This window comes from Nitrobacter sp. (genome assembly GCF_051535215.1).
In the GTDB taxonomy this organism is placed as follows: domain Bacteria; phylum Pseudomonadota; class Alphaproteobacteria; order Rhizobiales; family Xanthobacteraceae; genus Nitrobacter.
Genome location: NZ_JBPPLY010000004.1, coordinates 69,761 through 91,825 on the forward strand (window position 1 = coordinate 69,761; position 22,065 = coordinate 91,825).

Consider the following 22,065-nt stretch of genomic DNA (forward strand, 5'->3'; position numbering starts at 1 on the left):
GCTTAGACCCGACTCAGATTTCCTTGCCGCGCTTGCGCATTTCCGAGCGGAATTCGCCGTTGACGATCTCCGCGAACTGCTGAGCCCACTGGTTCATGTATCCCATGCTCTGCTCGATCGCCTTGGGTTCCTGCGCGAGCAGCTTCTGTCCGAGCGGAGACTTGTAAAAGGTGACCAGGTCCTTCAACTCCTGCTCGGTGAACTGGCTGGCATAGATCTTCGCCATGCCGTCGCCGATCTCCTTTTCACGACCCGCCAGCGACTTGGCGACGACCAGGGCAACCTCGTTGAGATCCTTCTGGTAGTTCAGATTGGATTGAAGCAGCGTGGTCTTGGTCCGCTCCACCATCCCTGGAACGGCATTTGCGTACATCGCATCCGCGTGCTTCAGAGTCAGAAGCTCCTTCGCCGAGGCAATGGCGGCGGCTGACGGTTGGGCGGACGGCTGAGCCGACACCATGCCCGAGAACATCAGCGCCGCGGCAAGGCAAGCCGCCGACAGAAACCCTGAAAGACCCTTCATCTCAACTCTCCTGGTTGCGGCTCGACGGCCGCTCAACAACACGAATTCCTTGTGCGCCCGCCAACATCGCCACACGCGCGATGCCAATGAACAACCCGTGCTCGACGACGCCAGGTATCGGATTCAACAACCTGGCCAGATGGGAGGCATCGGGTATTTGCTCGAGATGGGCATCGAAAATCCAGTGGCCGCCATCGGTGACGAAAGCATGGCCGTCCGGTCCCTTTCTGACGACCATTTGACCGGAAGCGCCGGCTTTCTCGAACGCCTCGGCAATCGCGCGCCGCGTCGCCGCGAGCCCGAACGGAATGACTTCGATCGGAAGGGGAAAGCGGCCCAGCCTTTCCACCCACTTCGTCTCGTCCGCGATTACGATCATGCGCTCCGAGGCCGCAGCCACGATCTTCTCGCGCAGGAGCGCCCCGCCGCCGCCCTTAATCAGATTCAGGTCGGAATCGACTTCGTCGGCGCCATCGACCGTCAGATCGAGCCGGTCAAGATCGTCCAGAGTGGTCAGCGGAATACCGCACCGCTCCGCATCGGCTCGCGTTGCTTCGGATGTCGGCACGCCGACGACCTTCAGCCCGTCCCGGACGCGCTCACCCAAAAGCTCGACAAAGTGCTTGGCGGTCGATCCCGTTCCGAGACCCAGCTTCATACCGTCCTGGACGTATTCAAGGGCACGGGCAGCAGCCTGTCTTTTCAATTCATCCAACGTCATTCCGACCTCGATTTTACGCAGTCCGCCTGTCCGGCGAGGCGTTTCCGGTGACTCGCCGCCGAGGGTCGGTCAAGCGAACTCCCGGATCCGCACGAATTGTGGGGTTGCTGGCGTCCCGTTGATCCCGAAGTCCGCGTCAAGGGTTGCCGCAAGGACATGTCGGTCGGAACGCTGGCAAATTTGTGATTCCAGCGTGGTTTAGGTTTAGAAGTTCGCCTGAAGAATTTGCAGATAGGAAGGACTTGCAAAGAAAAAGGGCGAACTTCTGAGCCTAAACCAAACCACACTAGCGTCGTTCGGCTGTAAGGAACAGGGCCTTCCGGTGTTTTCAGCCGCTCAAATCTCCCTTCGCACGTCGTCCTTGCATGTCCGGCTGAAGGAAGGTACCGATCCGCCATTATGACGTCTTCACCCTCTCCTCTAGTCGTCTTCGACCTCGATGGGACGCTGGTCGATACCGCACCAGATCTCGCCGCAGCGCTGAACTTCGTTTTGAACCGCGAAGGTCTGTCCGAGGTATCATTGCCGACGGCCCGCTCGATGATCGGCGCGGGAGTTCGGCGCATGATCGAGCGCGGCCTCGAACGCGAGGATCACCCCGCGACGGCTGATGATGTCACGCGGATGATGGGTGACTTCATTGACTATTATACGGCGCATATCGCCGACAAATCCCGCCCCTTCGATGGGCTCATCGAGGCGCTCGACGACCTGGCGGCGCGGGGATATCGCTTCGCGGTCTGCACCAACAAGCTGGAAGCGCTTGCCAAACAACTTCTCGATGAATTGGAATTGAGCCCGCGTTTTGCCACGATCTGCGGCGGCGACACCTTCGGCGTGTCAAAGCCGGATCCGGCTATTCTGCTGCAGACAATCGCGCAAGCCGGCGGCCGCCCCGAGACCACGATCATGGTCGGCGATGCGGGCCCCGACATCGGGGTGGCGCGCCGGGCCAGCATTCCCGTAATCGGGGTCGAGTTCGGCTATACTGAGGTTCCAATTGCAGAACTCAAGCCCGACCGTCTCGTGGCGCATATGCGGGAATTGCCGGCAGCCGTCCTCGCCCTTCGTGCCTCGGCACTGACATAAACTGCTGATTTTGCAGTAAATAAAGTCGGCGACTACGGATATCAACAGCCCCCTCGACAAGGGTGGTCGGCGGTATTGCGATAGTCTTATCCCGCTTCTATGGTCTGCGTGGGGAGGCTGCGGCGGCTCGCCGCAACCGCAAGTGACGGATTTATCAACCATGCGCCGGTTTATCGTGATCGCCTTGGCAGGCATCGGTCTGGCCGGCTGTTCTCGCCTGATGCGTTCAAGCCCGCGCCACCGAAGGTAACAGTTGAGCTGGACTCGGTGCCGCAGGGCGCGGAGGCCCGGACCTCGCAGGGACAGTCCTGCAAGACCCCCTGCTCCGTGGAAGTCCCGGCCGCCGAAGGCTTCAGCGTGTCGTATACCCTGGCCAACTATCAACCTTTGACGGTGCCGGTTGAGGTGACGCATCAGCCCGGCGATTTGACATCCCCCGCGACAACGACGGCCGATCCAAACCCGGTAGTCGGTGAACTGCAGCCGGTCACGCCTCCAAAACCTGTTCGGAAAAAACCCCGCAAACGACGCGCACCCAAAGCCGCCGCCGCCGCTACTCCGGCAGCCTCCTCGCCCGCGTCAGCCTCGCCTTTCCCCGAACCGGCGACAGTTTCGGCACCCGCCCCTGACCGTTAACTTCTTACGCACTGCAGCAAACACAAACCTTAGCGCATTGCGCATTGTATGGTAGCTGCAATCTGCCTACATTGCGGGATAGGCGCCGCTTGCCGTTGCGACAAGGCAAATTGAATGACCGGTTCTTCTGTCCTCACCGAGGTTTCAAGCTCCCGGAAAATGGTCGACCCGTTTGGCCGGTCCATCAGCTATTTGCGCGTATCGGTCACGGATCGCTGCGATCTTCGCTGCTTCTATTGCATGTCCGAGGACATGACGTTTCTGCCGAAGGTCGATCTGCTTACGCTCGAAGAACTCGACCGTCTGTGCTCGGCGTTCATCGCCAAGGGCGTGCGCAAGTTGCGGCTGACGGGTGGCGAGCCGCTGGTTCGCCGCAACGTCATGTCGCTATTCCATTCGCTGTCACGTCACCTGGAGAGCGGAGCGCTGAACGAACTGACGCTCACGACCAACGGATCGCAACTGGCGCGTTTCGCCTCTGAGCTGAAGGATTGCGGCGTGCGGCGGATCAACGTGTCGCTCGATACGCTCGATCCCGCCAAGTTTCGCGAGATCACGCGCTGGGGCGACATGCAGAAGGTCATGGCCGGCATCGATGCGGCGCAAGCCGCCGGCCTTGCTGTGAAGATCAACGCGGTCGCGCTCAAAAACCTCAACGAAGATGAAATTCCCGCTCTGATGGAATGGGCGCACGGCCGAGGCATGGCGCTGACCCTCATCGAGGTCATGCCGATGGGCGATATCGGACAGTCCCGCACCGACCAGTACCTGCCGCTGTCGATGGTGCGCGCGCGGCTCGCCAGCCAGTACACTCTCACCGACGTCGATGACAGCACGGGCGGCCCTGCCCGCTACGTCCGTGTCAGCGAGACCGGCGGGAAACTCGGCTTCATCACGCCGATGACCCACAATTTCTGCGAGTCGTGCAACCGCGTTCGCATCACCTGTACGGGGACCCTGCATACCTGTCTCGGCCATGAAGACGCCTCGGATCTGCGGCGACCGCTGCGTGCATCCGCCAGCGACGACCTGCTATATGAAACGATCGATCGCGCCATCGGCCTGAAGCCGAAAGGCCATGACTTCATCATCGACCGCCACAACCGCCCGAGCGTCAGCCGGCACATGAGCGTAACCGGCGGTTAGAGTCCGACCCAATTTCCTGGATCAGATGCCAGTCCTATCCTTTTGATCGAGCATGATCTTATCCGAAAACCGGTTCGCACTTTTCGGAAATCATTTTCTAGGCAGCCCCCCGGACGGCGCGTGTGCCGCTCTATACTCCCCCGATATCGACAAGCCTCCGGTTGACGACGGCAGCCCGGCGCTGGAATGGTGCATTGGCTGCATGGGTGGCGCAGGCCAGCGTTCCGCTCCATTCCGGGAAAGCGCCGAAACTTCGCTGCGCGACGAGTGCCCTGTCCTGCAGTGACCTGCGTGAGCGCTGCTGGTCTGCAGTCCGGCTTCCAAAATCGCGGCGTGTCGCGAGGAGGATGTGATGCGTCCGTTTCTGGCCCTGAGCGCGGCCATCGACCAGCTCAACGAAAAGATCGGGTACGTCTGCAATATCCTCGTGCTACTCGCCGTTCTGGTGAGCGCCGGCAATGCGATGATCCGATATGCATTCGGCTACAGCTCGAATGGCTGGCTCGAATTGCAGTGGTACATGTTCGCCGTCCTCGTGATGTTCGGTGCGTCCTACACCTTCAAACGCAATGAACATGTCCGCGTCGAGATCTTCTATTTGTTTCTCTCCGAGCGCGGCAAGCTCTGGCTCGACCTTCTCGGCACGCTATTCCTTCTGATTCCAGCCTGCCTGCTGCTGAGCTACCTCTCCTGGCCATTCTTCATGCAGTCCTACGCGGTCGGCGAAATGTCGGGGAATGCCGGCGGCCTGGTCCGCTGGCCGATCAAGCTCGTCATCCCGGCCGGTTTCGTCATGCTTGCGCTTCAGGGCGTCTCGGAAGTGATCAAGCGCATCGCGGCACTGCAAGGCAGCGTCACGATCGATACGACGTACGAGAGACCGACCCAATGATTACGCTCCAGATGATGCCGCCGATGATGTTCGGCGGGCTGGTTCTGGCGATGTTGATCGGCTTTCCGGTGGCCTTCACGCTGGCTGCGGTCGGGCTGTCTTTCGGCTTCCTTGCGATCCATCTAGGCTTCTTCGACCTGAATTTCCTTCAAGCCATTCCGGGACGCGTGTTCGGCAGCGTACTGTCCAACGAACTGCTGCTCGCGATTCCGTTTTTCACCTTCATGGGATCGGTGCTGGAGCGCTGCGGTCTCGCGGAAGACATGCTCGACTCGATGGGCCAGTTGTTCGGGCCGATCCGCGGCGGCCTGGGCTATTCGGTCATTCTCGTCGGATTCATTCTCGGTGCCATCACCGGCACGGTCGCGGCGCAGGTGATTGCGATGGCGCTGATCTCGATGCCGGTGATGATGCGCTACGGCTACAATACGCGCTACATCACCGGGGTGCTGGCGGCATCCGGCACCATCACCCAACTGGTTCCGCCATCGCTGGTGCTGATCGTTCTTGCCGACCAGCTCGGAAAGTCGGTCGGCGATATGTATCTCGGCGCGTGGGGCCCCTCGCTGTTCCAGATCGCGCTGTTCGCCGGCTATACTTTTCTGCTCGGCATCTTCAAACCCGATCACGTCCCCGCGGTGCCGAAGGAATTCCGCACGCTCACCGGCTGGCCGCTGTGGCGCAAATGCCTGATGGGGATCATTCCCTCCGCTGTCCTGATCTTCGTAGTGCTCGGCACCATGATGATGGGGCTTGCGACGCCAACGGAGGCTGGCGCGATGGGCGCCGTCGGCGCCATCGTTCTTGCGGCCATTCACCACAAGGATTTCAGCACCACCGGCCGAAGATTCCTGATTGTCGGCGTGATCGCCGGCGGCATCGGCACGCTCGTCGGCATCTTCGTCGCGGAAGGGTTGGTCTTCAAGATCGCGTTCGCCGTTACCTATCTCGCGGTCGTGTGGATTTGCCTGGAAGCCGTCCGCATTCCGGAGCTTCGGGGCCTCATCAAACAGGGCTATCAATCGACGATGCGCCTCACCACCATGGTGACCTTCATCCTGATCGGCTCGACCTGCTTCTCCGTTGTGTTTCTCGGCGTATCCGGCGGCGAATGGCTCGAGCATCTGCTGACGTCGTTGCCAGGCGGCGCGTGGGGCTTTCTCGCCTTCATCAACGTCTTCATCTTCTTCCTGGCGTTTTTCCTCGATTTCTTCGAGATCGCCTTCATCATCCTGCCGATGGTCGCCCCGGTGGCACAGAAGCTTCTCGCTCCCATCGTCGGCGCGGACGCCGCCCTGATTTGGTTCGGCGTCATGATCTGCGTCAACATGCAGACCTCGTTTCTCCACCCTCCGTTCGGTTTCGCGTTGTTCTACCTGCGCGGAGTTGCGCCGCGCGAGGTGAAGAGTTCCGATATCTACTGGGGCGCCATGCCCTGGATCGGACTGCAGATTATCATGGTCGTGCTCGTGATCGCGTTCCCCGCAACCGTGACGGGACTGCTCGGCAAACCGGCGACCGTCGATCTCGACAAGATCAAGATCGAGGTCCCTGATATCGACGTCGCGCCGCTCGATTTCGGTCCACCGCCGAAACCACAGCAATAGAGTATTGCATGCCCAAGTGGCGTGAGCACGCCTTCAGCCGCGGGTGCGTGACCGGATCATGAAGCTGTCGTAGGTATATTCGGCCACCTGCCACCACAGATATTCGTCCGAGCGATAGGCCTGCATCGTATCAATCGCCTTCTTGAATTCGGGATTCTTCGCCGAGATTTCGGACCACAACTCGTTGGTGGCTTTCAGACAGGCCTCGAGGATCTCGTTGCTGAACGGCCGCAGTTGGGTGCCGCCTGCGACGAGACGCTTGAGCGCGGCGGGATTCTGCATGTCGTAGCGAGCCGTCATCCAGGTGTTGGCGTTCGCAGCCGCATTCATGACGATCGTCTGGTAGGCCTTCGGCAAGGTATTCCACTTTTCGAGATTGCAGAATGCGTGAACCGTAGGTCCACCTTCCCAGAAGCCGGGATAGTAATAGTACTTCGCGACCTTCTGAAAACCCAGCCTTTCATCGTCGTAGGGGCCGACCCATTCAGCCGCGTCGATCGTGCCCTTTTCCAGCGAGGGATAGACGTCGCCACCTGCAAGCTGCTGCGGCACGACCCCGACCTTCTGAAGCACCTGCCCGGCGATGCCGCCGATTCGCATCTTCAGGCCCGACAAGTCGGCGACCGTCTTGATCTCCTTGCGGAACCAACCGCCCATCTGCGTGCCGGTATTGCCGCAGGGAAAGCCGATGACGCCGAACTTCTTGAAGAACTCATTGGCAAGTTCATTCCCTCCGCCCTGATACAGCCAGGAATTCTGCTGACGTGCGTTGAGCCCGAAGGGAACAGACGCGAAAACCGCGAACGTCGGATCCTTTCCAACATAATAGTAGGAAACCGTGTGGCTCATCTCGACCGTATCGTTGGCCGTCGCATCGAGCGCCTGCAATCCCGGAACAATTTCTCCGGCAGCGAAAAGCTGGATTTGAAATTTGTTATCGGTCATTTCCGCGATCTGCTTCGCGAAAAATTCGGCGGCGCCATAAATCGTATCGAGCGACTTCGGGAAGCTCGACGTCATGCGCCACTTGATCTCAGGCGCCGATTGCGCGATTGCGGGCGAGGCGACGGCTGCCGCGGCGGCACCGGCTGCTGAGACCTTCAAAAAATCACGGCGTTTCATTCAGGCACTCCTTGTGAGGACGTTTCTTTGAATTCCTGCGTGCAATCGGCAGACGGATCTAGACGGTAGCGATCGTTTCCTGAAGCCGGTCGCGCACATGTCCGGCAATCGTACGGTAGATCGCCGCGTGCGGTCCGTCGGGATCGCTCTCCACCACTGGATGACCTGAATCTGATGTCTCGCGAATCGACATGTGGAGCGGGACTTCCCCGAGGAACGGTACTCCCAGCCGTTCCGCTTCATGCCGCGCTCCGCCGTGACCAAAAATATCGCTTCGCGCCCCGCAATGCGGACACTGGAAAAAGCTCATGTTTTCGACGATTCCGAGAACCGGCACGTTGACCTTTCTGAACATGGCCAACCCGCGCCGCGCATCAATCAGCGACAAATCCTGCGGGGTCGAAACGATGACGGCCCCCTTGAGCGGCACGGTCTGCGCCAGCGTCAGTTGCGCATCGCCGGTCCCCGGCGGCATGTCCACGACCAGCACATCGAGTTCGCCCCAGGCGACATCCCCCAGCATCTGCCTGATCGCGGATGTCACCATCGGGCCGCGCCAGATCATCGCGCTTTCTTCTTCGATCAGAAAGCCGACCGACATGATCGCGAGCCCGAAACGCTCGATCGGAACCATTTTCTTCTCGTCGTTCAATTGCGGCTTTTCCCGAATACCTGTCAGTCTCGGCATCGAGGGTCCATAGATGTCCGCATCGAGCAGACCAACGCGCAAACCGAGAGCCCGCAGACCGAGTGCAAGATTGAGCGCGGTCGTGGACTTGCCGACGCCGCCCTTCCCGGACGCAACGGCAATAACGGCGGCAACTCCGGGAATCTCCGCCTGTCGCGACATCGGCGAAGCTGACGGCTTCTGCGGCGATCGATGTGCCGACACATGCGGAATCCCCTCTCCGCGCCGCGGCTGCGGAGTGGCGGCGTTGCCTGGCTCGCGTTCGGCGGTCAAGGCAACCATCGCCACCGACACTCCGGGCATCACACGCACAGCCGCCTCTGCCCGGGCGCGAACGTCCTCCCACGCGCCAGTCTCCGACGCCTGAACATTGATGGAGAAAAACACCCTGTCGCCGTTAATGGCGATCTCCGACAGGACGCCGGCGTCAGTCAATGCCACGCCGCCCGGAGAAAGAACCCCGGCCACGCGATCGAGAACTTGTTGCGGCGTTACAGTCAAATCATCACTCCGGGATCGGCTCACTAGAGCAAGAAAGCCAGCCGCAACGGGATGCAAACACTGGAATCGGATCCCCAGTTGCGAAACAGGTTCAACATGGCTACCCGGCTCACCCCGGTCAACGTCCCTGCCTGACTAATCGAACGGCAAGTCCAGGCTCGAAATGGCGGAGATCAATCCCGTTCGGCCGCCGCATCATAGTTCAGCTCGATCATCACCCCGTTTGGGTCGTTGACGAAAATCTGCCACAAGGCTCCGCCGGGGACTTCGCGAGCCCTGAAAGCGAAGCCTTTCGACTCCAGATGCTGTTTCATGCCCCTGAAATCGCGGCTGGCGAAGGCGATGTGATGAACAACACCGGAATCAGGCTTCTGCGGCTCGGCCGTCGGTGAGATATCGACGATGTGAACCACCGGCCTGCCCTCGCTATACAGCCACGCGCCGGGAAACGCGAAGTTCGGCCGATCGCCCTTGGTCAAACCGAGAATCTCCTCGTAAAAGCGTACCGTCTCGGCAAGTTTGCGGGTCCGGATGTTGAAATGATCAAGCGTACCCACGCTCATCTCGCGGCGCTCCTGTGTCCAACTGATAAACCGATGCCGATCCAACTCTAACGCGTTTTGTAGCGCCTTGGAATTCCGCCGGCGACAACCCTCCATCTTCTCATTGCATCGCGTTGCGCGCGCTCTTTCAGAATATTCCCTTCTTTGCCGTCGCGACCTCAGGGGCTATGCTGGATGGTGGGCAACACTCGATCGCGACACCCTCGTCCCGCTCTCACCCGCAAGTGTCCGTCAGGTCGGCTTGGCCGCGATGAGGAAAACACCCCAGGTTTTTTGAATAAGGTTCGGACATGGCCAAAGTCGCATTTCTCGGTCTCGGCGTCATGGGATTCCCCATGGCAGGACATCTCGCCGTAAAGGGCGGCCACGAGGTGACCGTGTTCAACCGAACGCCGGCCAAAGCCAGGGCATGGGCGGAGAAATTCGGCGGCAAAACCGCACCGACCCCACAGGCGGCAGCCGAAGATCAGGATTTCGTGATGGCCTGCGTCGGCAACGACGACGACTTGCGCGCCATCACGATCGGCGCCGGCGGCGCCTTTGCCGGAATGAAACGAGGAGCCACCTTTGTCGATCATACGACCGCCTCAGCAGAGGTCGCGCGCGAACTCGACGCCGAAGCGACCAGGCGCGGCTTCGATTTTATCGACGCCCCGGTCTCCGGTGGCCAGGCCGGCGCTGAAAACGGCGTTCTCACCGTCATGTGCGGTGGAGCGGAGAGCGCTTACGCAGGCGCCGAACCGGTCATCGCAGCCTATGCCAGGATGTGCAAACGGCTCGGCCCGGCGGGCGCGGGTCAGTTGACCAAAATGGTCAATCAGATCTGCATTGCGGGACTCGTGGAAGGACTGTCGGAGGGCATCCATTTCGCCAAGAAGGCGGGACTCGACGTCACTTCGGTGATTGAAGTGATTTCAAAGGGCGCAGCTCAATCGTGGCAGATGGAAAACCGCTCCAGAACCATGAACGAAGGCAAATTTGATTTCGGCTTCGCCGTCGAATGGATGCGCAAAGACCTCTCGATCTGCATATCTGAGGCGCGCCGCAACGGCGCCAGTCTTCCGATTACGAGCCTGGTGGATGCGTTTTACGCGGAGGTCGAGAAAATGGGGGGCCGCCGCTGGGATACGTCCAGTCTCCTGGCGCGGCTCGAACGTTAACGGATGCCCGATTCACGATAGTGGGACCCGGGCCATTCGCCGCAGGAAATCCCGTTTCGAGCAGGATTTAACCACCCGTTAACTGAATTGGCCTGCACTTTAAGGCAGCCCTTAATGATTTAGCGCCAGAGATAAGCGAGTGAGAGACTCGCGCGGCCGCGTGCAGGATTCGTGTTTGTTTGATGAGTACCCCCGCCGATAAACCTGAAGTCGTCCAGGTTCCGGTCGCGCCCGCGATTGTTCCTTCCGCGCGTCATCGGCGCGCCGCTACCCAGCGGGTCCGCGAAGCGCGGGACCGGTTGACCTCGACGAGCGGAACGCGTCCCGCGTTCGATCACGAATTGCTCCGTCAATATGCGCAAACGCGGCTGTCGGCCTCGTTCGTGGTGATGCTGCTTGTGGTCGCCGCCGGCGTGCTGTTCGGTTTCTGGATGGAGCCCACCACGGCTGCGGCATGGATGTTCGTGATGCTCTCCATCCATGCCCTCATCATCTACAACTGCAACAATTTCCTCAAGGAGACCTCATCGAACAACAGCACGCGCAGATGGCGCGCGCGCTTCATCCTGCTCGACCTGCTGTACGGCCTGTGCTGGATGGCGATCCTGATCCATCCCTCCGGTTCGGACCCGGTTGCCATTACCCTGATGGTGTCCCTGATGCTGCTGATCGTTGCGGTTTCGAGCATGCTCGCCGCCAGCCTGCCCATCGCAGCGCTCGCCGCAACCGCGCCGGTGACCTCGGCGATCGCGCTGAAGTTCTCGATCGGCGGCACCTTCAACAACTATATCCTTGCCGTTCTCGCGCTGGCTGCGGAAGGGTATTTCGCGCTGCTTGCGCATCGCCTTCATTCCACCACGCTGGCGACGCTCGAAGCCCGCGCGGAAAAGGACGCCCTGATCGCCGAACTTGAGCAGGCCAAGGCCATTTCGGACGAAGCGCGACATCGCGCGGAGTCGGCCAATGTCGCAAAATCGCGATTCCTGGCTCAAATGAGTCACGAACTGCGGACGCCGCTCAATGCCATTCTCGGATTCTCCGAAGTGATGAAGAGCGAGATCTTCGGCGAGCATGCGGTCGCAGCCTACAAGAACTATTCGGCCGACATTCATAATTCCGGCGTTCACCTGCTGAATCTCATCAACGAGATTCTCGACCTGTCGCGGATCGAGGCCGGCCGTTACGAGCTCAACGAGGAAGCGGTCTCTCTGGTCCATGTCGTCGCGGACTGTCACCATCTCCTGAAGCTGCGGGCCTCCAGCCGCGGCATCACCATTCACGAGGTGTTCGAACAAGGCATGCCGCGCATCTGGGGCGACGAACGCGCCACCCGTCAGATCGTGCTCAATCTCCTGTCGAACTCGATCAAATTCACGCCACAGGGCGGCGAAATCTGGCTGAAGGTCGGATGGACCGCTTCAGGCGGGCAATATCTCAGCGTCAAGGACAATGGTTCTGGAATCGCCGAAGACGAAATCCCGATCGTGCTGGCCTCATTCGGGCAGGGTTCGAATTCGATCAAATCCGCCGAGCAAGGCGCGGGCCTCGGACTGCCGATCGCGAAGAGCCTGGTCGATATGCATGGCGGCACGTTCACTCTGCGATCCAAGCTCCGGATCGGCACTGAGGTTATCGTCACGTTTCCACCGGAGCGCGTGATGTCCGCTTTGGCACCAATGGCGGAGGAAGCTCCACCGCTGCAACCGGCTCCGGCAGCCGATCCGACCATGGATGAAAGGCGTCGCCTGCGGAACAAGCCGATCATGAACGCGGGCACAGGTCTTTAAACAAGGGTTCGGGAGTGCATGAATGATCGTCATGATCCTGAATGAGTATCGAACCGCCATGCCGAGCACGTCGCATCGACCCACGACAGCCGAAAACATGATGGGTGCATCGTGATCCGTATCCTGCTTGTCATCGGGATGCTGGCGGCGACGGCGGGCGCCGTGGTCGCTTATGGCGATCCGGCACGAATATCGGCGGCGAAAAGCGTGGTCTCGACCATGCTGCGGGAGGCCGGGGCGGGTCCCCCGCGCAGCGTCCAGATTCCCCGCGCCCAGAGCGGCGATTTCACGCTGCACGCCAAGATCAACGGCGTGAAAACGGCGATGATCATCGATACCGGCGCAACCTCCGTCGTCCTCACCTACGAGACCGCGAAGGCGGCCGGGTTGCCGCTGGAATTGCTGAACTACGACGTCGACGTTGAAACGGCGGGCGGACACGCACGCGCGGCGCGGCTAACCCTCGACCGCCTTGCGGTCGGAAAGCTCGTGGAGCGATCCGTGCCGGCCCTCGTGGTGCCGCGCGGCCAGATGAAAACAAACCTTCTCGGGATGAGTTTCCTCAACAGGCTCGAGAGCTGGGAAGTTCGCGCAGACCGATTGATGCTGCACGGCTATCCCTGAAGCGATGTTCGATTGCGCGGGTCGATCCGCTTCCCGCGCGATGCTACGGCAATGACATTCCCACGTCGATCGCTGAAGCGGCCGCGGCGCGAGCTTTGAACGGCATTTGTCACAAAAATGCGCACTTTGATTGAGAGCTTGTAAGCGTTGATTCGCTACGTCTCGATCGCCTCCTGTTTTCCATATTTTGGAGGTCATCCGTTATCTCTAAGGATGAGCCGATCAGATCAAACTCAATTTGACGGAATTGTTTGTATCGCGTCATTGCCGTGTCGGCGGAGGGCATTTTGACGACATTGCGATCCTGGATCGAGAGTAATGATTGGCTTCAAGGAATACTGTTAACATCGAAGATCGACACGCTGCTCAGCGCACTCGAAGTCGATACCGCCACCATCAGCAGTCCGGTCGGCGGAGCTTATAAGGGTCAAGCGCAAGCGGGAGCTGCGGCGCATCCGCTGTTCTTCGACCTTTCGCTCGCGCCGTTTGGTCCTCCGCTGCTGTTTCGTTTCGCCCTTCGTCCGGACGGCTTTGATCTCGCCTTTGACCTCGGACAGGTGCCTCCCGCCACTCGCTTCACCGATCTTGCGGCCGACAGTGCAGGACGCGCATTCACGCCCGCGATCCACAACGGCACCGCCGGCGGCGAGGAATGGCTGACCGCGGCGGCAGGTCAGGTCAAGGTATTGGGCGCAACGATCGCGCTCGTGATCGAGGGACGGAAGGGCGCGCAGGCGACCATGCGTCTTGGGCCGTCGATCGATCAGCCGGACGGCGTGGTCAAGCTCACGCTCGATCCGCCGACCGTCATGCTGGGATCGAGCGGCTTCGGCCTCGAGCTACCGGATGGCTTCTTCATCGACATGAGCACGCAGGCGGCCGCGCCACCCGCATCGGTCGATGGTCATCCGATCGTGGTGCCCGGCGACACACCGGCATGGAAGGGATTGTCGATCCGCAATGCGCGCTTCTATTTGCCGGAGAGCGTGCCGCTGCTCGGCCGCACCGCCATCGATGCGCAGATCGAGATCGGCCTCGATCCCGCGGGCATCGCGCTGTCGGCGGAGGCCCATGTGCCGGCGCGGGACGGCAGGCCTGCAATGACGGTGCGCATCGAATGCATCGATCCGACCGCAACCGGTCTCGCTTCTTTTCTTCCGACGCTGGTCGAGGTCGCAGCAGAATTGCCGGTCGACCAGTACCATGAGAACGTCGACGGCGGGACATTGCATGTTCTCGCCAGCCGGCCGCTGATCGCGCGCGCCCGTTTCTCGCGCGAGACCAATGACGCTGCCGCTCCCACGCGGCTGTCGATCGGCATCGAGGCGCAAGGCGATAACGGCATCCTTGCCGTCAGCGCCGCGGGCGGCGGCATCGCCGAGAAAGGCTTCATTGCCGCCGGGGCGTTTGCGACCGCACTGATCGCGGAGAAGAATCTCGGCAGCGCCGGCGCGGGGACACCGGCGGCCGCGCTGCTCACCGCGGGGATGGCGCTCAGCACGCTGCTCAACGATAAGGGGCGCCTGGTTGTTCATGGCGTCGAGCTTGCCACCGAAGGCAAGCCGAAGGGCCTCTCGCTCACGGACAAGCAGACATTCACGCTGGACTACGCTGTTGATGTCGTGATCCGTCCTATCGACCTGGGCGTGATGTCGGTCTCGCTCGCCCCCGAGGAGCCGCTGCGTATCCGCTTGCGCGGGGTGGCGCTCTCGCTCGACCATTCCAAAAGTGGCCTCGGCATGATCGGGCTCGACTACCGGCATGCCACGATGGAGGTCGAGGATCCCGGCCGCTGGCTCGTCAACGGCCCGGGCTCGTTATTCGACGTGTTGGGCTCACGCAGCGGGCGGGGTTCGATCTGGATCGAGGTCGATCTTCGCTTCAAGCTCGATCTCGGCCCGGTGCGCGTCTCCGGTGCGACCATCCGCGCAACGCTCGATCCCGGCACTCACAAGATCACAGCCAGCATCCGCGGTCTCGACGCGCAGATCACCATGCCCGGCGTCATCGAAGGCGAAGGCAAGGTCAGCGTCAGCGACGCCGGCTTCGAGGCGATGATCCGCGTGCAGGTCGTGCCGGCCGGGTTCAATGCCGAAGCGTCGCTGCGGCTGCATGGCAAGATGGTGCTGCTCGAACTCGCAGCCGACCTGCCGGGACCGTTGCCGCTCGCCAACAGCGGGCTCGGCCTGTTCGGCGTCGGCGGCACCTTCGGCATCGCGACGACGATCGCACCGCCCGCTCCGGGCGAGGATCCGATCGAGCATGCGCTGCTGTGGGACCCGCAGGAGCCACCGCCGCCCGGCCGCCCCGAGCCGTTCAACGAGTCGCCCGGCAACTTCACCTTCGGATTGGAAGCCGTGATCGGGACGTTGCCCGACATGGGCTTCGCCTTCAGCGCCAAGGCCGGCCTGTTCCTCACGGTGCCGGACCTCGTCGTGCTCGGCGCGATCGATGCGACGATTCTCTCGGGCCGCATGAGCATCACGCACAAGCCGGATCCAGATCCCGATTTCATCGCGCTGCGCGGCGCGATCATCGTCGATCCTCACGATGCGGTGACGTTCGGCATATCGGGCACGCTGAACATTCCGGTGCTGCTGACGGCGAAGATTCCGTCCGGCGGACGCTTTCCGGTCACCGGCGACACGTCCGACTGGGACCTCTACATGGGCGCCGACGGCTACAACGGCCAGGGGCGCAACATTGGTCCCGCAACCGTCAGGGTTCTGCCGGACATTTTTAACGTCGGCGCTTCCGGCTACTTCATGCTGCGCGGGAACGGCATCGAGAAGTGGCCGCGCGGCGGTCCGATGAGCTTCGAGGGCTTCATCCTCGCCTTTGGTTTCGGCATCGACTTGAGCTTCGGTCCACGACCGATCGTGTGGGCCGAGGTTCATGCATCGGCCGATATCCTGGTTGCGACGAGTCCGCTGATCCTCGCAGGCTTCGGTCATGTCGACGGCTCCGCGCATATCGGCCCGGTCTCCGTCGGTGTCTCCGCCGACCTGCAGGCATTCGTCGCCAAAGGCAATACGTCGATCTACGCTAAGGTTTGCGGACATGTGAACCTGCTGTTCACGAAGGTCCGCAAGTGCGTTGAACTCAAGTTCGGATCCGAGCCGCCGTTGACGGTGCCTCCCCCGACATCGCTGCCGCTCGACCGGCTCGAAGGCGGCCAGATCGTCGGCCAGAACGCCATGCTGATCGACGACAAGTATCAGCTTCTCCATGAAATGGCGCAGGCGCCGCAAGAAGCGCAGACGGTCTGGCCCGACGCGCTTATCGCCCTCACCTTCGCATTTCCGCCGCGTCTCGCTGGCGGCTGTGGCGGCGCGCAGTTTCCAACCATCGACCAGTATCCGGAGGGTGATCGCGCCCGGCCGTTCGGAAGCAATCTGCTCGACTATCAATGGGAGTTGCGCAGCCTCCAGCTTTTCGATGTCACCGGCGACGAGCAAGGTCCGGGAACGCTGGTGTCAGGCGAATTGAGTGCGGCCTGGCAGGCAGGGCGTACCGGCAACCCGGGCACGTCGGCGGAGCCGGCCGAGCTGGTCCTGTTCGATATCAAGGGCACGTTCTTCATCGACCGCATGAGCGACGCCGGCCAGTCGCTGCCGGGCGATCCGATCGGCGCGATCGGCCACATCTGCCGGCCCGATGCACGAGCGCGCATCGGCTGGACGCTGGGTTTCGATGCAGTCGCGCATGAGGAACTCTGGCGCCTGTCGCCCGAGACCGTCAGCATGGATCCGACGCAGAGCCGCATCGGCGGGCTGCTAACGCCGGGATTCACGCGGTCGGACGCGCAAACCGTCACAGCGCTCGACGAGATCGGACGGCAGGCGCTGCCGCCGATGGTGAACTATGTGAAGCCGCGCAACGCGTCCCTCCCCTCTCCGATCAAGGTCGAGCGGGACTTCACCGGCGCGTTGCTGCTGGAATATGCGACCCCGGCCGACGGCAACGAAGTCATGTTCGAGAGGCTCAATCTTCGCTTCAACGCGACGATCTATCTCGATGAGCCAATCGCCAGCGACGGCTTCCTGTTTCTGTGGGTGCCGTCTGCAAGCCTGGACGGAAAAGGACCGGGCCTCGTGCGCGTGTATGATCCCAGGGATCGGAGCAATGCGTGGTACCCGGACGCGAAGGACATCGGCAACGGCCAGCAAGTGCTGATTTTCAAGGCGCCGGGGAGTGTGACGGCGCTACGGATCGAATGGCCGGCGACGCAGCAGCTTGGCCTGCTCGGGCTGGAAGGCATGACGGCAACGGCGCTCGCCGCCGCACAGGCGCGCAACAATGCGCAAGCCGCAGCCGCAGCCACTCAGCAGCACGCCGCGAATGACGGACCGCTTACCGATACCGCACATCAAAGCGGCGCCTCACGCTGCCTGCTGCAACCGGGCAAGACCTATCGCCTCGACGTGGAGCTGGCGTGGACCGGCACGCTCTACAGGCAGATCATCTATGGCGTGCGCGTGCCGGTCGCGACATCAAGCTCCGACGTCGATCCGACGCTGCCGACAAAGCGCAGCTATTTCGTCAAGACCACACCCGTGCCTCCAACGCCCGCGCCGCAGCCGCAGCCAGCGCCCGGCGGCGCCGTCTATTACGGGCAGCCGATCGCCGCCGTGAAGTTCGGATCGCCGAACTATCTTCAGACGCTGCGCCGTGCGCAGGATACGTTCGCGCCGGAATTACTGGAACGACACCTCTCCGGCTATGAGCCGGCGCAAAGCGAGGTCGCGCGCTTCCGCCACGATCCGCTGCGCGCGCATTTCGACGTCGGGCATGTCGAAGCGCTCGCCAAACTCTACAATTACACGTTCAAGCTCGGCCTGCGCCGCACCGACACGGCCGAACCCTCCGGCAACCTGTCTCTGCTGGTTGCCTCACTCAGCGCAGCGCTCAATCCGGCCTTCCTGAGCGGAGCCGACCAGCGCCGCTACCAGGTCGCGACCGGGGTCGCCCTGATCAACGGCGATGTCGTTGTGGCTGAGACAAATCCCTGCCCCGTGCCCAAGCCCGGCCTCACCCTCGACGCCACCGCAGAGCTTGAGCCGCAGGCCTGGTACGAACTTTACGTTCATATCGATTCCACAATCCACAGCGCGCCCGCCGCGCGGCTGCCGGGCGTCAGCTTCCAAACGTCACGCTGGTTCGCGCCGGCCGACATGCTCGCTGCCCTGAGCTTCGGTGCGACAACGGCCGGCAATGCAACGGGCGATCTCGAAATCCAAGCCGTTTCCGGTTTTGCGCGCGGACCCGTGCTTGGCGACGACGGCGCATTCGACGATGCGCTTCGCCGGATCGGCCTCGAAGGTTGGCCGATCGCGGAGAAACCGCGCACGAGTCTCTTGTGGCTGGCGCGCGCGGACGGCAGCGGCTGGGATTGCGCCGGCGTCCTCATCGAATCGCCCGAGCCGATCCATCGCGACGGCCGCTGCACCATCGACGGATTGAGCGCCGTACTTGCACCGAGTCATCCGGTCGTGACCTTCAACACCCAGTTCCGCGACCGCTCCGGCTCGCGCATTCTATTCCTGACCGACACACCGTTCCTGCCCTCGCCCTGGTTCGATTTCGGTCATCTCGTTCCCGGCAGTAAAATCCCAGGCGGGATTTTCAAGCAGCTTGCCCAACCGATAACGAAGGCCTCCTCCAACAGCACCGTGCCTCAACGATCCGGCAAGGCCGCGACGACGCGCACCAAGATCGCACGGAAATCGCTCAAGGCGCCGGCCGTGCCGTCCCCGGTCATTGGTCACGCGGGCCAGGTCATTAAGCCCGGAGGAGTGAAGCCGCTGCCGATACCTCTGAGTCACCAACCCATGTTGCGGCTGAACATGACCGATCATCGACCCGATGGAACGATCGCGGCGCTCACAGGACTCCTCCTTCTTCCCAAAGCACCGTTGTTCGCGGGAGAAGCCCGATGATCCGCTTCGCTTCGCCTGCCTGGCTCGCGCTGTTCGCATTGCAAGCGGAGAATGACGCCGACCTGCCGGACGGCGTTCATATCCGCATTCAGTCGTCCCCGCTGCTCGGCCTCCCGGTCGCGCCGTGGCTCGTCTGGCAGGTGCCTGTCAGCACCCGCACCGTGGCAGCACCGCGCGAGCCCAAACGGCTCAAGACCATCCTCCCGGTCGAGCCGCCGGAGTCGGAGCGGGACACGACGCGCTATGTCGCGGTCGAGGCTGTTCCTCCCAGCGGCGGCAGGACTACAATCTCGCTGCTCGATCCCGACACGGGCGGACTGATTTCGCGACGGTCAAAACAGGCTGCCATCGTCGGCGGTCCGGTGACGCGTCGGGTGCGTCTTGGCGGCAACGTCGCAGGCGCCCGTCTGAAGATCTATGCGATCTATTCGAAGTCGAGCGAACGGACACGCGAAGAGAAGCCCATTGCTACCCTGCCGTTGCCCATTTCCGACGACTGCCGCTGGTACTACGGCGGCATCACCCAGGAAGAAGGTCTGAAGCGCGTGGCGCGCGGCGCACCGCGTCGATATACGGCGCTCGATCAGCCCGATGGACAGCTCGAATCGCTCACGCCTGAAGACGAAGTTGCCAGGATCGATGCGCAACGCGCCGAGGTCGACGCCGCGCTGGAGGCAGTGGTTCGTGCTCCCGCCGAGGCACCGTGGGACGTGACGCTCGCTGTCCCCAACCAAGGTAGCTCGCCGCCGCAAAGCGCCGATGTGCCGCAGCTCGACAGCGTGCTGATGCCGGTATGCGACCCTGGCTTCGCGCGCTATCTCGGCTTCGCGGACAATATCGGCAAGGCGATCCGCCGCGACATGGCGCAGCCGATGATCGGGCTTGTCGTCTCCGGCGTGTTCGCGGTCGATCCGAAGCGGGTTATTTCCGAAATCCAGTTCGGTCCATTCAAGCTTGTCACGCGGCTCGAAGACCGGCTGCCGCCGCTCGATGCCGACGAACAGGCGATGATCGAGCGCGTACTCGACCTCACCGGCGCCAGGGATATCGCGGACGAACTCCGCAACAAGGGTTTCGACATCCGCTGCTTCACGGCGGCCGCCGGCGCGGTGCCCCCGCCCGATCCGCTGCCGGCGCCGGGCGTTTCACTCGCCGATGCAAAGTGGATCGCGGCGGCGAGCGGCATCAGCACCTCGTTCCGGCAAGGCTTCGCCCTGTCGACCACGCCGTTCGCGCCGCTGCTGGCGATGGCGCGGGACGACGGCAAGGGCTTCAAGCCGCGGACGCGCTGCATCAAGACCAAGACCGTGCGAAGGCACGTCGTGCTGCTGCGCGGAGAAGACAGTGCGGGCAACCAGATTGCATCCGATGCGCCGATCTCCGCTGGCGCAAAGAACCGTTATCGTTTTTGCTCCGGCGATCTGTTCGGCCGCTTCGGCAAGCCGTCAGACATCGACGTGCCCGATCCCGACCGCCCCGCTCCGCCGCCTCCGGTGCTTCGCGCAATGCCGCTGCGCGCGGCGCTCGACGATCAGGCCCCCGGCGAGCTATCGCCCGGCTCGCTCGATGTGCGGGTGCCCGTTCCCGACAACAGTTCGATCGGTATCGGTGGCCGCCCGATCGCAACGCTGGAACTCGCTTTCGCAGACGAGACGCACAAACTTGCCGCAACACCCGGTACAATGATCACGCAGGTGTTCGCGCTGCCCGCGCTGGCTCCACAAAAAAGCGACGCATGGTCTCTCACCGCGCACTTCATCGACGATAAAGGCAATCCCTCTCCTCAATCTACGCAGACCATCAGTATCACCGACAGCCGGCGTCCGCGCCCGACGCCCGCCGGTCCCGGCATCATCTGGACCAGCCGTCCGGGCCCGTCGCCAGACGTCGAACTACGCCTGTCATGGCCGGCGGAGCCGGGACAAACCTATCGGGCGTGGATCGCCGACCAGCGCGGCCTTGAGCTAGCCGCGGCTCCAACCCGCGCGGCTATTGCGCTCGACGGCTACACGAAGCAACAGCAAGGCCATTTGAACGGTCGCGCCGACCGTTTCCGGCTCATCACCGACACGCCAATAACCGCCGACGGCGACGGACGCGCGCGCCTTGCAACGACGCTGCCGCGGACGTTGCAGACGGTCGGATTCCTGCGGATCGTGCCGGAAACCGCTGGGGGCCCCGAAGAGAACTCAAACGTCTGCGGCCTCGTGCAGGCGGACTTCGACGCCTGCGGTCTTGTACCGGTTGCCGTGCCGAACGATCAGCGCCCGGCGATCCCGCGCCTCACCCTCGCCTTGAATACCGACGGCAAGCCAGAACTGACGGTAGAGGCGGTGGGGTTCGACCTGAATGCGATTGAGGCGGCAGAGCCCGGTTTGTTCGCGCAACCGCCAACCGCGGCGAACCCGCCTCACTATCGTCTGCGCCGGGCCAGCGGCACGGTCAACGATCCGCTCTACGCGCGCATGATCGGCGGCATCCGCCCTCTTTCGCTCGATCGCAGCGGCGGTACGCCCCGCTTCGCAGCGACGTTCGTGGATACGTCCGGGTTGCTTCCGTTCGTACGTTATACCTGGTGGGCAGAGGTCCGCCTGCCTGCGGAGCGGCGTCTCCCTCGCGGCGCGACGGTGCTTCCGCCGCCGGGGGCGATTACGGCGGAGAACACCGCGCAGATCGAGGATGCGCCCGCAGCGTTCAGTCTTCTGTCAGCCCCGGTTACCGTGGTGAACGCACCGCTGGGCGCGCCGGACGCGCTCGACGCCGCTTCGATCACCGCCACCATCACTGCTGCGAGCGGCGGATTTGCGCTTCAAGTCCTTATTGCCGACGTACCCGTTTCTCATCCGCAAGCAGTCGGTCCCTACCGTATCCGGATATGGGCGGAGCAGGATGGCGCATCGCCCGTCCTGCTTGCGGATGGGATACCGACCGTCAATCCGTTCCAGTGGACCGGTGCGATTGCATCGAACGGGACCACGAACGTCTATGTCGCCCTCGTCGATCCGCTCGGCCGCGAAAGCCCGACTACGGTCAAGGAGGTCGTGTCATAATATCATATCGCTGCGGC

At 62.3% G+C, this 22,065-nt stretch carries 14 protein-coding genes; 9 read left to right on the forward strand and 5 right to left on the reverse strand.

What is annotated here, in order from left to right:
- Positions 1 to 13: 13 nt before the first annotated feature.
- Both ACS3WB_RS06595 and rpiA read right to left on the reverse strand, forming a co-directional pair.
- Positions 14 to 523, reverse strand: a complete 510-nt coding sequence (locus ACS3WB_RS06595) for a DUF2059 domain-containing protein (protein ID WP_438274769.1) — start codon at positions 521 to 523, stop codon at positions 14 to 16.
- Position 524: 1 nt separating this feature from the next.
- Positions 525 to 1,244, reverse strand: coding sequence for a ribose-5-phosphate isomerase RpiA (rpiA, locus tag ACS3WB_RS06600; protein WP_438274770.1), 720 nt, complete (start codon positions 1,242 to 1,244; stop codon positions 525 to 527).
- A gap of 399 nt (positions 1,245 to 1,643) precedes the next feature.
- Between rpiA and ACS3WB_RS06605 the strand changes: the two genes are divergently transcribed.
- From ACS3WB_RS06605 to ACS3WB_RS06620, 4 genes are all read left to right on the forward strand, one after another.
- The gene (locus tag ACS3WB_RS06605; protein WP_438274771.1) at positions 1,644 to 2,333 is read left to right on the forward strand and encodes an HAD family hydrolase; all 690 of its coding nucleotides are present in this window, start codon (positions 1,644 to 1,646) and stop codon (positions 2,331 to 2,333) included.
- Positions 2,334 to 3,083: 750 nt separating this feature from the next.
- A complete protein-coding gene (gene moaA, locus ACS3WB_RS06610; protein WP_438274772.1) occupies positions 3,084 to 4,115 on the forward strand; it encodes a GTP 3',8-cyclase MoaA in 1,032 nt (343 codons plus the stop codon).
- 352 nt (positions 4,116 to 4,467) lie between these two features.
- The gene (locus tag ACS3WB_RS06615) at positions 4,468 to 5,007 is read left to right on the forward strand and encodes a TRAP transporter small permease subunit (protein ID WP_438274773.1); all 540 of its coding nucleotides are present in this window, start codon (positions 4,468 to 4,470) and stop codon (positions 5,005 to 5,007) included.
- A complete protein-coding gene (locus ACS3WB_RS06620; RefSeq protein WP_438274774.1) occupies positions 5,004 to 6,614 on the forward strand; it encodes a TRAP transporter large permease in 1,611 nt (536 codons plus the stop codon). The genes ACS3WB_RS06615 and ACS3WB_RS06620 overlap by 4 nt, the downstream gene beginning before the upstream one ends.
- 33 nt (positions 6,615 to 6,647) lie before the next feature.
- Here the strand turns inward: ACS3WB_RS06620 and ACS3WB_RS06625 are convergent, their stop codons facing one another.
- From ACS3WB_RS06625 to ACS3WB_RS06635, 3 genes are all read right to left on the reverse strand, one after another.
- Positions 6,648 to 7,736 (reverse strand): TRAP transporter substrate-binding protein, encoded by a 1,089-nt coding sequence (locus ACS3WB_RS06625; RefSeq protein WP_438274775.1) that lies wholly within the window; start codon positions 7,734 to 7,736, stop codon positions 6,648 to 6,650.
- Positions 7,737 to 7,794: 58 nt separating this feature from the next.
- Complete coding sequence (locus ACS3WB_RS06630; RefSeq protein WP_438274776.1) at positions 7,795 to 8,925, reverse strand: Mrp/NBP35 family ATP-binding protein; 1,131 nt, start codon at positions 8,923 to 8,925, stop codon at positions 7,795 to 7,797.
- A gap of 173 nt (positions 8,926 to 9,098) precedes the next feature.
- Positions 9,099 to 9,488 carry a VOC family protein gene (locus ACS3WB_RS06635; protein ID WP_438274777.1) on the reverse strand — a complete coding sequence of 130 codons (390 nt, stop codon included), beginning with the start codon at positions 9,486 to 9,488 and terminating at the stop codon, positions 9,099 to 9,101.
- Between the two features lie 290 nt (positions 9,489 to 9,778).
- Between ACS3WB_RS06635 and ACS3WB_RS06640 the strand changes: the two genes are divergently transcribed.
- From ACS3WB_RS06640 to ACS3WB_RS06660, 5 genes are all read left to right on the forward strand, one after another.
- Positions 9,779 to 10,648: an NAD(P)-dependent oxidoreductase gene (locus ACS3WB_RS06640; RefSeq protein WP_438274778.1), complete on the forward strand. Its 870-nt coding sequence runs from the start codon at positions 9,779 to 9,781 to the stop codon at positions 10,646 to 10,648.
- A gap of 182 nt (positions 10,649 to 10,830) precedes the next feature.
- Entirely contained in the window at positions 10,831 to 12,435 is a 1,605-nt protein-coding gene (locus ACS3WB_RS06645; RefSeq protein ID WP_438274779.1) for a sensor histidine kinase, read from the forward strand.
- Positions 12,436 to 12,546: 111 nt separating this feature from the next.
- Positions 12,547 to 13,059, forward strand: coding sequence for a TIGR02281 family clan AA aspartic protease (locus ACS3WB_RS06650; RefSeq protein ID WP_438274780.1), 513 nt, complete (start codon positions 12,547 to 12,549; stop codon positions 13,057 to 13,059).
- A 287-nt stretch (positions 13,060 to 13,346) separates the two neighbouring features.
- The gene (locus ACS3WB_RS06655) at positions 13,347 to 18,998 is read left to right on the forward strand and encodes a hypothetical protein (RefSeq protein ID WP_438274781.1); all 5,652 of its coding nucleotides are present in this window, start codon (positions 13,347 to 13,349) and stop codon (positions 18,996 to 18,998) included.
- On the forward strand, positions 18,995 to 22,048 hold the full coding sequence (locus ACS3WB_RS06660) for a hypothetical protein (RefSeq protein ID WP_438274782.1): 3,054 nt from the start codon (positions 18,995 to 18,997) through the stop codon (positions 22,046 to 22,048). The genes ACS3WB_RS06655 and ACS3WB_RS06660 overlap by 4 nt, the downstream gene beginning before the upstream one ends.
- Positions 22,049 to 22,065: the final 17 nt, after the last annotated feature.

Bases quoted from the DNA above. Each gene is read 5' to 3' on its own strand.
- ACS3WB_RS06595 (WP_438274769.1), bottom strand. From the start codon at position 523: ATGAAGGGTCTTTCAGGGTTTCTGTCGGCGGCTTGCCTTGCCGCGGCG.
- rpiA (WP_438274770.1), bottom strand. From the start codon at position 1,244: ATGACGTTGGATGAATTGAAAAGACAGGCTGCTGCCCGTGCCCTTGAA.
- ACS3WB_RS06605 (WP_438274771.1), top strand. From the start codon at position 1,644: ATGACGTCTTCACCCTCTCCTCTAGTCGTCTTCGACCTCGATGGGACG.
- moaA (WP_438274772.1), top strand. From the start codon at position 3,084: ATGACCGGTTCTTCTGTCCTCACCGAGGTTTCAAGCTCCCGGAAAATG.
- ACS3WB_RS06615 (WP_438274773.1), top strand. From the start codon at position 4,468: ATGCGTCCGTTTCTGGCCCTGAGCGCGGCCATCGACCAGCTCAACGAA.
- ACS3WB_RS06620 (WP_438274774.1), top strand. From the start codon at position 5,004: ATGATTACGCTCCAGATGATGCCGCCGATGATGTTCGGCGGGCTGGTT.
- ACS3WB_RS06625 (WP_438274775.1), bottom strand. From the start codon at position 7,736: ATGAAACGCCGTGATTTTTTGAAGGTCTCAGCAGCCGGTGCCGCCGCG.
- ACS3WB_RS06635 (WP_438274777.1), bottom strand. From the start codon at position 9,488: ATGAGCGTGGGTACGCTTGATCATTTCAACATCCGGACCCGCAAACTT.
- ACS3WB_RS06640 (WP_438274778.1), top strand. From the start codon at position 9,779: ATGGCCAAAGTCGCATTTCTCGGTCTCGGCGTCATGGGATTCCCCATG.
- ACS3WB_RS06645 (WP_438274779.1), top strand. From the start codon at position 10,831: ATGAGTACCCCCGCCGATAAACCTGAAGTCGTCCAGGTTCCGGTCGCG.
- ACS3WB_RS06660 (WP_438274782.1), top strand. From the start codon at position 18,995: ATGATCCGCTTCGCTTCGCCTGCCTGGCTCGCGCTGTTCGCATTGCAA.